Here is an 11,084-nt window from a genome sequence, read left to right as displayed (position 1 = left end):
GCGTAGCCCGGCCTGGGTCGAGCGGAACAAAGGTATAGCGACAAGCCGGTAGCAGCAACAAACAACCAACCACTGTCCAACGCATGAGGTTCATAATCCTGCAGCCGCCGTAACCAGGCTCAAAAGCGCAATCGGCGCTGTTTCTGCCCGCAGGATACGGGGTCCCAATGTGACTGGGGTGAAGCCTTGCTGCTCGAGCAGCCCAACTTCGGCTTCGCCAAGGCCCCCTTCCGGGCCGGTGAGGAGCGCCGTGGGCTTTGCGGGATTAAAGCCATCACGCACCAGTGCCGATACCCCGGGATGGGCCACGAAACCTTGCTCGACCGCAGGGATGCGGTTTAGCGACAACAACGGCCCGATCTGGGGAATTACACTGCGTTCGCACTGTTTGGCCGCCTCGAGGGCGATGCGGCGCAGGCGAAGCAGTTTGTTCTCGCCCAGCTCGCGCACCACGCAGTGCTGCGTGAGGATGGGGACAATCTGGCTTGCGCCTAGCTCGGTAGCGGCCCGCACCACTTCGGCCAGATGGTCTCCTTTGAGCAGCGCCACATAGAGGGTGATGGGTTGCGGGGTTTCATTGCTGGCAGACCAGGTTTGGTCAATGCGTAAGCGTACCAAACCGTGCTCGGCCTGCACCACAGTGGCACGACCTTCCAGCCCTTTACCGTCAAACACCGTGAGGTTATCGCCGACTCGAGCCCGTAACACCTCCATCAGGTGGTGCGCCTCCGGCCCCCCCAGCTCAATCTCAGCCAGAAGTTTTGGTACGAAAGCACGGTGAGAGCGCATAGATTCTCCAGCTAGAGATAACATTCGCCGGGTTGGGGTCTACACCGCAGCGTAGGTCAGGCAGACCCACTCGCCTTCCTGACGGCGCTGAAGCAGATCGAAGGCGTTGGCCTCGAGGGCCCGTCGCACGAGGGTCTCTCGCTCGGCCAAAATGCCGGTCAGAATCAGTGTCCCGCACACACCAAACACCTTCCGATAGGCACTGGCAAAAAAAGCATGCAGTTCGGCATGCAGGTTCGCTACTACCAGATCCACCGGGCCTTCAAAGTCTTCCAGACTACCCGCCAGAAAACGCACCTGCACCTTGTTGAGCCGGGCATTCTCGATGGCCTGGGGAATCACCGCAGGGTCTATATCCACACCCACCGCCTCTGCTCCCAGCAGGGCAGTGCCAATGGCCAGGATACCCGAACCAGTTCCCAGATCGAGCACCTGCATATCGGGTTCGATACGACGCGCCAGGGTTTCCAAAGCCATCCGGGTGGTCTCGTGGTGACCGGTGCCAAAGGCCATGCCGGGCTCAATTACAATGCGCTTCTGGCTGCCGCTCCACTGGTGCCACGGAGCCAGCACCACAAAAGGTTCGGCCACTACTGGCTTCAGATCGCGCTTGTAGGCTTCCAACCAGTCGGTATCGGGCAACTGAACCCACTCCCCCGGAAAAGCCAGCTCGACCCGCTGGGGAAAATAGGCCCAGACCTCACCGGCTTTTTCCTCCAGCCCCCTGGCCCCCAGCTCGAAAAGGGCCGCGGAATAAATATCCAGGCTTTGAAAGTCGCCGCGCAGGCGAAAGACATACATACCCAGATAGTCTACGCTGCACCTATTGAGTTTGTTTAGCCCGTGGGGCCCAGTGCTGCCCCCTACGGCCTTGGCTGGCCTGGGAGCGTTGGACCCTCAAGACACCTGCAGCGGGCGGATCCGCCGTTACGCGGTGGGTAGCTCACGACCCGGCTACTTTCTTTAGAAAGCACCTCGAGGTGGTAGTCCTGCTTTAAGGAGGTGGGTAACAAGTTTGTAACAGAAACCCGGTAACATGGGCTATCTCAAATTTGGAGGAGTATGTCATGGGTTCTATCCCTTCCTTGCCGGGCCTCGAGTCCAGAATGATCCAGACCCCCCGCCTGCAGATGCACGTTTTGCTGCGGGGGCCTTCAGACGGCGTGCCGGTGCTCCTGATTCACGGCAACGCTAGCAGCAACACCTTCTGGGAAGAGACCATGTTGGCCCTGCCTGCGGCCTTTCGCAGCATCGCTCCCGACCTGCGTGGCTATGGCGATACCGAGGACAAGCGGATAGATGCCACCCAGGGCTGCATGGACTGGGTGGCAGACTTGCTGGGCCTGATGGATGTGATGGGCTATGTCCGTTTTCATGTGGCGGGACACTCGCTGGGTGGCAGCGTGATCTGGGCCATGCTGGCGGCTGCGCCCGAGCGCATCTACACGGCTACCGTGATTGCACCCGGCTCGCCCTTTGGCTTTGGCGGCACCAAAGACCCCCAGGGTACCCCCTGCGCCCCGGATTTTGCTGGCTCGGGGGGCGGCATCGTCAACCCCGAGTTCGCCAGGCTCATTGCCGAAGGGTATCGCGGCACGGAATACCAGGCTTCTCCCCGCACGGTCATGAACAGCTTTTACTGGAAGCCACCCTTCCAGCACCCCCGCGAAGAAGCCCTGCTCTCGGGCGTTCTCTCCGAAAAAATCGGGCCGGACAGGTATCCCGGCGACCTGGAAACCTCGTCCAACTGGCCCAGTGTGGCCCCCGGCAAGTGGGGCCCAGCCAACGCCATCTCACCCCGGTACATCGGCGAGAGCGTGCAGAAGATGCTCTCGACCCCGGCCAAGCCTCCCATCCTCTGGGTGCGGGGCTCCGACGACCAGATTGTGGGGGATATGAGTCTGTTCAACATGGGCACCCTGGGCAAGCTAGGGCTGGTTCCAGGCTGGCCCGGCGATGCAGTACACCCCCCACAGCCGATGGTGGGTCAGACCCGCTATGTGTTGGAACAGTACAGAGCTGCTGGAGGCTCCTTCCGCGAAGAGGTCATCGCCGAGACCGGCCACTCCCCCCACATGGAAAGGCCCGAAATCTTCGATGCCATGTTCCACGGACACCTGAAGTCGGTTTAGCCACCTCGAGCGTCTACCAGTGCTTCGATCCGGCATACTCGAGGCAGTGTCTGGGCAGCCTGATCATTCTGCTTTCCATCGGCTACTCATTGGCATGGGGCAAGGCCTGCCAGGAGCCTTCCGAGTCCGACTACAAGAAGCGCTTTGCAGGTCTGGAATTTTACGACTGGATGGGCCACTGGTTGAAGTTTGAAGCGGGCTCATGGGTGATACCAACGCCTCCCCTTACTGAACATTCCTGAGGTTGGGCCTTAGAATGAGACCACTAACGGAGGCATGGTGTGGCAGTCAGGCCTGTGAAAAAAGGGTGGAGCCCCGAAACCTGGGTTAGCCTGCGGCCTCTGGGAACCGGCCTGCAAAAGCCCAACAACTTCCTCGAGGTTTTCCGGGCACTGGGCGAGAATGCCGATAACCTGGGTTATGCCTGGCGCATCCTGCGCGATGGGGTCTGCGATGGCTGCGCCCTGGGCACCAGCGGCCTCAAAGACTGGACAATTGACGGCCTTCACCTATGCAACATCCGGCTGCGGCTGCTACGGCTCAATACCATGGGGCCACTGGACATCAAGCTGCTAGAGGATGTCGAGGGCCTGCGCACCAAAAGCTCTGCCGAGCTGCGGGCTCTGGGTCGTCTTCCCTGTCCCATGCACCGCCGCAAAGGGGAGCCGGGTTTCACGCGCATCAGTTGGGACGAGGCCCTGGATCGCATTGGATGGCGGATGTGCACGGCTCCGCCCGACCGATTGGGCTTCTACCTGACCAGCCGGGGCACCCCCAACGAAACCTATTATGTGGCCCAGAAAGCCGTGCGGGCCCTGGGAACCAACAACATTGATAATGCCGCCCGCATCTGCCACAGCCCCAGCACAGTAGCGCTCAAGGAGTCCATAGGCGTGGCCGCCACCACCTGTAGCTATACCGACTTGATTGGGACGGATCTGGTGGTGTTCTTTGGCTCCAACCCGGCGGTCAATCAGCCGGTGTTGATGAAATATCTCTACTATGCCAGGAAGGCCGGAACCCAGGTGGTCTGCGTGAACCCCTATCAAGAACCCGCCATGCAGCACTACTGGATTCCTTCCAACCTCGAGAGTGCCTTGTTTGGCACCCGGATTACCGACCGGTTTTTTCTGGTGCAGCCGGGGGGTGATAGCGCCTTTATTGCCGGGACGCTCAAACACCTTTTTGAACAAGACTGGCTGAACCACACCTTCATTGCAGAGCACACCAGCGGTTTTGCAGCGGTGAAGACGATGGTGGACTCGAGCCCCTGGGAGGAGCTTGAACGGCTCTCCGGGCAGAGCAAGCAAGAGATGCTCGAGTTCGCCCTCCTCCTGGCCAGGGCCGATAGGGCCGTACTGGTCTGGAGCATGGGCATTACCCAGCACACCCAGGCCGAGGACACCGTGCAGGCCATTGTGAATCTGGGGCTGGCCAGGGGGTATTTGGGAAGAGAGGGCTGTGGCCTGATGCCCATTCGTGGACACTCCGGCGTACAGGGCGGGGCCGAGATGGGAGCCTATGCCTCGGTCTTTCCGGGGGGAATTTCCATTAATCCCGAAAGTGCAGCAGCCCTTACCCAGCACTGGGGCTTTACCGTGCCTGACCGGCCGGGCCTCACGGTAGCGGAGATGCTGGAAGGCCGCCTGGAGATGCTCTGGAGCGTGGGTGGAAACTTCCTGGAAACCCTGCCCCGTCCAGCCCAGGCCGAAGCCCGCCTGACCGAGATACCGTTGCGCATCCACCAGGACATTCTGCTCTCCTCGCAGATGCTGGTAGAGCCGGGCGAGGAGGTTATTTTGCTGCCAGCTACCACCCGTTACGAAATTCCAGGTGGCTGCACCCAGACCAGTACCGAGCGGCGGGTAATCTACAGCCCCGAAATCCCCGGCCCCCGTATCGCCGAAGCCCGCTGGGAGGGGCAGGTCTTTCAGGAGATGGTAGCTCGAATCTGCAAGCCCGAACTGGCCGAAAAAGTACGGTTTGCCAATACTGCCGCCGTGCGAGAGGAAATCGCGCGGGTTATCCCGCTCTACGATGGCATCCAGCACCTGCAGGCCAGGGGCGATGCCTTTCAGTACGGTGGGCCGCACTTATGTCGCGATGGGGTCTGCCTCACACCCGATGGGCTGGCCCATTTCAAGGCGGTTACGCTGCCCAGGAGCGCCGTCCCGGAAGGCGCTTTCCGTCTGGTTACGCGGCGCGGTAAGCAATTCAATAGCATGGTGCACGCACCTAACGATCCCATCAATGGAGCCCCCCGCGACGCCGTACTGATCAGCCAGACCGACCTGCAAACCCTCGGCCTGCAACCCGGCCAGCGTATCTGGCTGCAAAATCAGTCTGGCACGCTGGCCGGACAGGTGTTCGTTGCCGACCTCCGGCCCGGCTGCCTGCAGGTTCACTGGCCGGAGGGCAATGTCCTGATTGACCCAGCGCATCGCTCGACAAAGGCCAGGATTCCGGCCTATAAAGAGGCTTATGTCTATATCCACACCCAGAAACCGCCCCAAAGCCAAAACCCGAGCCCGGTTGCTTCGGATTGAGGGCGGACGGGCCATCGCCCGATTCGACCAGCTCGTGACCGAGGAGCCGCTGGAAATACGGCTGGTGGCGGGTAGCGAGAGAGCAGTGGTCAGCAAGACCCTGGCGGTGACGATGCGAACGCCGGGTAGCGATTTTGAGCTGGCAGCCGGGTTTTTGTTTGCCGAAGGGGTGATCGGGAGTCGGGATGAAGTCCGGCGAATTGCTTACTGCCCCGACCCGGGCGAACCCCAACAGTACAACATTGTCAACGTCGAGTTGAAGTCGGAGATGTTACCAGACCTGCCGCTCGAGCGGCACTTCTACACCAGTTCAGCCTGTGGTGTGTGCGGGAAGTCGGGGCTGGAGAATCTGCGGCTGAGGCACTCGAGGCTGGACTCGGATTTTCGAATCCCGGCTCAGACCGTGGCCCAGTTACCCCAGAAACTGCGTGCTCATCAAGGGCTCTTCCAGCAGACCGGAGGGCTTCACGCAGCCGCACTGTACGATACAGGCGGAAATCTGCTGGCCGTACGCGAGGATGTAGGCCGTCACAACGCGCTGGACAAACTGGTGGGCTGGGCACTGCTGGGAAGTCGGCTCCCACTTTCGCAGGGTCTGGTCTTGGTCAGTGGGCGGGCCAGCTACGAGCTCGCACAGAAAACCCTGGCCGCAGGCATCCCGATTCTGGCCTCGATTTCGGCCCCCAGCAGTCTGGCTGTGGAACTGGCTGAGGAGTTCAACCTTACGCTCATCGGCTTCTTGCGGGACTCGTTCAACCTGTACACCGCGCCCCAACGAATTGAGTTTGATCGGTTGCCATAGTCAGGGCGCAAGCGCCCTCTGCAGCTTCAATCCTTACCGGTGTGGCAGAATCTAGAGTATGAAAGCCTATCTGGGCATCTATACTGCACGACTGGAAATGCCCTGGGTAAAAAGCCTCAAAGAAAAACGGGCGCTGGTTAAACCGACCATCGAGCGTCTGCGGGCGCGCTTTCCCGTCTCAGCAGCTCGGCTGGCCGGACAGGATGACCACGGCTGGGAGGTGGTGGGCTTCAGCTTGATCGGCTACGACGGGGTCTGGGTCGAGACCGTGCTGCGCGAAGCCGCTGACTTTATCGCAGCCCAGGCCGAGTACGAGGTAGTAGGCTTTAGCTGGAGCATCGAGGAAGTAAGCCTGGAAGACCTGATGCCCAACTGGGCTACCTGACCCATAAAAGGAGCAGTGTTCAGGCCGGTTGGTCGGGGAAGTTGGTCTGGGCTTCCTCCTGTGGTGTGCGGGCTTGCAACTGCCCATCGTTGTGGCGTTCTACCTTGAGTGTGAACTGCGCAATGAGGCCTCCAATTGCCCCAATGGCTGCCAGCCGTGGAGCCGCCAGGGTGAGCAGGCCCCCTACCAGCACCCCCACCGTGAGCGGCAACGAGATCAACTCTTCCCCGTTGGGCTTGCAGATGGTGACCCGGGTGGCGGTAGCGTCTCGCAGTAGCTCCTGGATCTTGTTAACCAGCTCGCTGCCCTGCACCTGTACTTCCTCAACCCAGGTTTTTTCGGGTCCGGGGGTAGGATCCATTCAATCCTCCAGTGCTCAATCTAGTTTGTCTTCCGGTCGAATCTCGGTGGTTGCCCCCTCTTCGCGTTGAACGCGAAGTTTGACTTTGGTGGCTACTCCCGCAATCACTCCCAGCGCCGCCAGCACAGGGGCGGCAAAAGTCACCACGCCCCCCACCAGGATGCCGACGGTGAGCGGCACGGAGAAGATTTCCTCGCCGTTGGCCTTGCAGATGGTGACCCGGCGGGTGTTGGCTTGCTGCAACAACTCCTTGAGTTTATCTACCAGTTGACCGCCCGAGACCTCGAGTTCTTCTGTCCAGGTTTTTTTGGATTCCTGACTCATGGCAAAACCTCCGCTCTCGATGCTAGCACGCAGAGATGAAAAAACCCTCCGCTAAAGGAAGTAGGATCAGCCGCCTTATCGTAGTTTGCCAGCATTTTCAACTCGCCGCAACCACTCTGCGTCCCCAACTGGCCATGCATTCCTTAGAACGCACTACCCAATTGCTTCCAGGGCCATTGCGGTGGAGCCACCGGTTCCGTGGCAGATGGCGGCCAGACCGCGCTCCTTGCCCTGGGTGTGCAGGGCGTGAATCAGAGTAGTGAGGATCCGGGCGCCCGAAGCCCCGATGGGGTGGCCCAGGGCAATGGCGCCCCCATGAACGTTCAGGCTGTCCATGGGTACCCCCAACAAGCGATTAAATAAAAGGTTGTTGAGGGCAAAGGCTTCGTTGTTTTCAAAGAGGTGGAAGTCGGATACGGTGAGCTTGTGCTTTTCCAGCAGCTTTTTGACGGCTGGAACCGGCGCTTCAGGGAAGCGCCAGGGCTCACCGGCAGCCCAGCTACTGCCCAGAATCCGTGCAATGGGTTTTAGACCTTGCTTCTGCACCGTTTCCGTGCTGGCTAACACCAGGGCTGCCGCCCCATCGGAGATTTGCGAGGCATTGCCTGCGGTCAGCAACCCATCTTTCTTGAAGGCCGGGCGCAGGGCGGCCAGCGATTCCAGGGTGGTATCGGGCCGCACACCCTCGTCTATTTCGACTTTCTCTATTCCTTTGCGGGTCTTGACCTCGAGGGGAACGATCTCACGGCTAAAGTGGCAGGCCTCCTGCGCCCGGGCCGCGCGCAGGTTGGAGTACATCGCCACTTCGTCCAGTTCTGTGCGGGTCACCCCAAACTCGGCAGCCAGTCGCTCGGTCTGGTCACCCATGGCCTCTCCAGTGAAAGGGTCGGACAAGCCGTCGCGCTGCAGAATGTCCTGAAGCTGCTCCGGCGCACCCGCCAGGTATTTGTAGCCCCAACGTGCTCGACTGGACAGGTAGAAGCCGGTCTGGGTCATAGACTCCATGCCTCCTACCAGCACCACCTCAGCATCGCCATTCTTGATGGCCAGGGCACCGTTGGCAGCCGCCTGCATCCCCGAGGCACACACCATGTCCACCGCATAGCCATTTACGGTGTTGGGGATTCCGGCCTTGATGGCTGCCTGACGGGGCGGCAACTGCCCATGGCCAGCCCGCAAGACCTGTCCAAACACAAATAAATCCAGGTCAGCGCCACTCAGACTGGCTTTCTCGAGGGCAACTTTCATGACCTGGGCTCCCAGATCAATGGGCGAAAAGTCTTTCAGCACCCCGCCAAACCGCCCAATTGGGGTGCGCACCGCCGAGACCACGAACACCTCGCGCATAACTGCCTCCAAACGCCATGTTACGATAGTTCCTTACGCTCACGTAAATTGGTGCCCCTTAAATCAAGTTATGCCACCCTGCGCAAGTGCTCAGTTCGGAATGGGCAGGTCCAGTACGATGGGTGTTACCGTCCCCGATGGTGTCACCGTGCTTGCCAGAACGGTTTTGCCGGGCATTTCAATCGAAAGCCGTGCAGAGGTCAGAGGTATCTGGTTTTTGTAGAAGAGAAAGCAAAAAAAGCAGGGCGAAAGAGGTTGGCCTGCTGCTTAGTGTCCATCCTTGCTGCCCAAACCCTTATCCTTCACGAAGAAAACAAACATGATTAGCAAAAAAATAATCACGATACCAGCGGTGATGGCGATGATTTCGTCCATGGGGAAACCTCCTTTTCAAGAAAGAGTCTAGCACTATTTTCCCGTTCGCTCTCCAGTATTAATACCTTTGGCAACACAAATCTCACCGCACCCCAATAAACTGAGGGGGTGACGTTGCGCAGGGTGCCGGTATTGGCCTATGACTGGGTGCTGATTAGCCTGGTTTTTCTGATTAACTTGATTGGACTGGTCACGCTTTACAGTGCGGCCCCCAGCCGGGGGGTGTGGCTGCAACAACTGATGGCCTTTCCCCTTGCGGTTGGGCTGGCCCTGCTGGTACAGATGTTCTCCCGCCGTCAACTGCTGTCCTGGGCTTTTCCGCTGTATGGGGTGTCGGTTTTGATGCTGGGGCTGGTTCTGCTGGTAGGGCGCGAGATCAATGGGGCCAGGGCCTGGTTTGATCTGGGGCCCGTTGGCTTTCAGCCGCTCGAGATCGCCAAGATTGGCCTCATCCTGATGCTGGCTCGAGTCCTGGCAGCCCGGCCCCTGGAACGCCCGCTGGATTATGTTATGCCGGTCTTGTTTGCCGCTCCCATCTTAGGGCTGGTGTTTATCCAGCCCGACCTGGGGGGTACTCTGGTGCTGATCGCCGGGCTTCTTGGTATTTTGTTTGTGCGGGGCATGCCTGTACGCCACATCATCATCGGACTGGTAACCGTAGCGGTGCTGGTACCCATGGCCATCTGGCCAAACCTCAACCAGTACCAGCGGGATCGGGTCGAAATTTTGTTCGACCTGTCTAAAGACCCCAGGGGCAGGGGCTTCCAACAAATCCAGTCCACCATTGCTATTGGCTCGGGAGGGTTGATGGGAAAGGGCTTTGGCGCAGGCACCCAGACCCAACTGGGGTTCGTACCCGAGCGCCAGACCGACTTCATCTTTTCGGTGCTGGCCGAGGAGTGGGGCTTTGCGGGAGCAGCAACCCTGATGCTGTTATATGCCCTGCTTTTTTTCCGCCTGGGCCGAATGATCCTGGAATGCGTGCGAATGGAGGATCGGTTGGTGATTGCGGGCATGCTCTCGATGCTGGCCTTTCAGGTGGTAGTCAATATAGCGGTCGCACTGGGGCTGGCTCCAGTGACAGGGCTCACGCTGCCACTGGTTTCTAAAGGGGGCAGTAGCCTGGTCATGGTTTATCTGGGCCTGGGCTTAGCTTTGCTAATGCACCGGGATCGCTATAGGGAAGTCTAGGGCGGTTGTCAGAGGCGGTTTTCAAAAAGAATGAGACCGTCCGGTTTCCGCCTAGGTTTACAGTTTGGCTTAGGCTAGTCGGCGTATACTTGTGCGAAGGAGGAAGTGTATGCCTATCGGCCCTACTGAGCTAATCATCATTCTGGTGATTGTGGTTTTGCTGTTTGGTGCCCGAAAGCTACCCGAGCTGGCTCGAGGTCTAGGCCAGTCGGCCAAGGAGTTCCGCAAAGGTATAAGCGAGGAAGAAAAGAAGCCGGAGGAGAGCAAGACAGAGCAGAAACAGTCGTAGGTCAGTCACCTGGCATCAGGTGTAAGTAGCGCGGCTCGAGGGCCACCTCGAGCTGTTGGCCTTCCTTCAGCTCGAGCTGGGTCTGTTTGTAACGGGGTATTAAAAAGTCCAGAACCTCTTTTCCCACCACAAGCTGCCCTCGAAACCGCAAACCCTGTGAGTGCAGATGCTTAACCTCGCCCCGGATGCGGTTAACGTCCCCGTCAAGGGTAAAAACCTCTTCCGGGCGAATCCCCAGGCGGACCGTCTGCCCCACTCGGGCTTCGGGATATCCCGATGCTTTGAGCATCCCCAGTGCAGTGGATACTTGTAGCCAGGGGCCTTCTACGGAGACAATCTTCCCCGGCCAAAGGTTGCGGAATCCAACAAGCCGGGCCACCTCGAGGGTCGCTGGACGGGTGAAGACCTCTTCCGAACTGCCCTGCTGTACCAGACCTGCTCGAGTCAGAACCGCCATCCAGTCGGCCCGTTGGGCCAGCCACTGATCGTGCGAGGCTACCAGGGTGGGTATCTGGAGGGCTTTGAGACGCTCCAGAACCCCCC

Annotated in this window: 11 protein-coding genes and 1 pseudogene; 6 read left to right on the top strand and 6 right to left on the bottom strand. The window is 59.5% G+C overall.

The features are described from left to right. Positions 1-90: 90 nt before the first annotated feature. Together Q0288_RS07680 and Q0288_RS07675 are read right to left on the bottom strand one after the other, a co-directional pair. Positions 91-789 carry a 16S rRNA (uracil(1498)-N(3))-methyltransferase gene (locus Q0288_RS07680; RefSeq protein WP_299429310.1) on the bottom strand — a complete coding sequence of 233 codons (699 nt, stop codon included), beginning with the start codon at positions 787-789 and terminating at the stop codon, positions 91-93. A 39-nt stretch (positions 790-828) separates the two neighbouring features. Then, positions 829-1,590, bottom strand: a complete 762-nt coding sequence (locus Q0288_RS07675; protein WP_299429309.1) for a 50S ribosomal protein L11 methyltransferase — start codon at positions 1,588-1,590, stop codon at positions 829-831. Positions 1,591-1,856: 266 nt separating this feature from the next. Here Q0288_RS07675 and Q0288_RS07670 point away from each other — a divergent pair, with 266 nt between their 5' ends. The 4 genes from Q0288_RS07670 (at position 1,857) to Q0288_RS07655 (ending at position 6,654) form a co-directional block, all read left to right on the top strand. Next, a complete protein-coding gene (locus Q0288_RS07670; protein ID WP_299429308.1) occupies positions 1,857-2,921 on the top strand; it encodes an alpha/beta hydrolase in 1,065 nt (354 codons plus the stop codon). Between the two features lie 296 nt (positions 2,922-3,217). Continuing rightward, positions 3,218-5,467, top strand: coding sequence for an FdhF/YdeP family oxidoreductase (locus Q0288_RS07665; RefSeq protein ID WP_299429307.1), 2,250 nt, complete (start codon positions 3,218-3,220; stop codon positions 5,465-5,467). Then, a complete protein-coding gene (gene fdhD / locus Q0288_RS07660) occupies positions 5,403-6,269 on the top strand; it encodes a formate dehydrogenase accessory sulfurtransferase FdhD (RefSeq protein ID WP_299429306.1) in 867 nt (288 codons plus the stop codon). Before Q0288_RS07665 ends, fdhD begins: the two co-directional genes overlap by 65 nt. A gap of 58 nt (positions 6,270-6,327) precedes the next feature. Continuing rightward, entirely contained in the window at positions 6,328-6,654 is a 327-nt protein-coding gene (locus Q0288_RS07655; protein ID WP_299429305.1) for a DUF503 domain-containing protein, read from the top strand. 19 nt (positions 6,655-6,673) lie between these two features. On the opposite strand, the gene Q0288_RS07650 is transcribed toward Q0288_RS07655, so the two are convergent. From Q0288_RS07650 to Q0288_RS07640, 3 genes are all read right to left on the bottom strand, one after another. After that, complete coding sequence (locus tag Q0288_RS07650) at positions 6,674-7,015, bottom strand: DUF4342 domain-containing protein (protein ID WP_299429304.1); 342 nt, start codon at positions 7,013-7,015, stop codon at positions 6,674-6,676. Between the two features lie 15 nt (positions 7,016-7,030). Next, entirely contained in the window at positions 7,031-7,339 is a 309-nt protein-coding gene (locus tag Q0288_RS07645) for a DUF4342 domain-containing protein (RefSeq protein ID WP_299429303.1), read from the bottom strand. A 153-nt stretch (positions 7,340-7,492) separates the two neighbouring features. Then, complete coding sequence (locus tag Q0288_RS07640) at positions 7,493-8,686, bottom strand: thiolase family protein (RefSeq protein WP_299429302.1); 1,194 nt, start codon at positions 8,684-8,686, stop codon at positions 7,493-7,495. Positions 8,687-9,169: 483 nt separating this feature from the next. On the opposite strand from Q0288_RS07640, the gene Q0288_RS07635 reads away from it, so the two are divergent. Further along, positions 9,170-10,252: an FtsW/RodA/SpoVE family cell cycle protein gene (locus Q0288_RS07635; protein ID WP_299429301.1), complete on the top strand. Its 1,083-nt coding sequence runs from the start codon at positions 9,170-9,172 to the stop codon at positions 10,250-10,252. A 109-nt stretch (positions 10,253-10,361) separates the two neighbouring features. Then, on the top strand, positions 10,362-10,541 hold the full coding sequence (locus Q0288_RS07630) for a twin-arginine translocase TatA/TatE family subunit (protein ID WP_299429300.1): 180 nt from the start codon (positions 10,362-10,364) through the stop codon (positions 10,539-10,541). 1 nt (position 10,542) lies between these two features. Here Q0288_RS07630 and Q0288_RS07625 read toward each other — a convergent pair. Continuing rightward, positions 10,543-11,084, bottom strand: a pseudogene (locus Q0288_RS07625) (ABC transporter ATP-binding protein); the annotation flags it as partial.

Origin of the sequence: uncultured Meiothermus sp. (assembly GCF_937863175.1) — a bacterium.
Classification (GTDB): Bacteria; Deinococcota; Deinococci; order Deinococcales; family Thermaceae; genus Meiothermus.
Note: the sequence above shows the minus strand (reverse complement) of the source record. Positions and strands in the feature narration are given on the sequence as shown.

Excerpts from the sequence above, each read along its gene's own strand:
- Q0288_RS07680 (WP_299429310.1), bottom strand. The coding sequence starts at position 789 with ATGCGCTCTCACCGTGCTTTCGTACCAAAACTTCTGGCTGAGATTGAG.
- Q0288_RS07675 (WP_299429309.1), bottom strand. The coding sequence starts at position 1,590 with ATGTATGTCTTTCGCCTGCGCGGCGACTTTCAAAGCCTGGATATTTAT.
- Q0288_RS07670 (WP_299429308.1), top strand. The coding sequence starts at position 1,857 with ATGGGTTCTATCCCTTCCTTGCCGGGCCTCGAGTCCAGAATGATCCAG.
- fdhD (WP_299429306.1), top strand. The coding sequence starts at position 5,403 with ATGTCTATATCCACACCCAGAAACCGCCCCAAAGCCAAAACCCGAGCC.
- Q0288_RS07655 (WP_299429305.1), top strand. The coding sequence starts at position 6,328 with ATGAAAGCCTATCTGGGCATCTATACTGCACGACTGGAAATGCCCTGG.
- Q0288_RS07650 (WP_299429304.1), bottom strand. The coding sequence starts at position 7,015 with ATGGATCCTACCCCCGGACCCGAAAAAACCTGGGTTGAGGAAGTACAG.
- Q0288_RS07645 (WP_299429303.1), bottom strand. The coding sequence starts at position 7,339 with ATGAGTCAGGAATCCAAAAAAACCTGGACAGAAGAACTCGAGGTCTCG.
- Q0288_RS07640 (WP_299429302.1), bottom strand. The coding sequence starts at position 8,686 with ATGCGCGAGGTGTTCGTGGTCTCGGCGGTGCGCACCCCAATTGGGCGG.
- Q0288_RS07630 (WP_299429300.1), top strand. The coding sequence starts at position 10,362 with ATGCCTATCGGCCCTACTGAGCTAATCATCATTCTGGTGATTGTGGTT.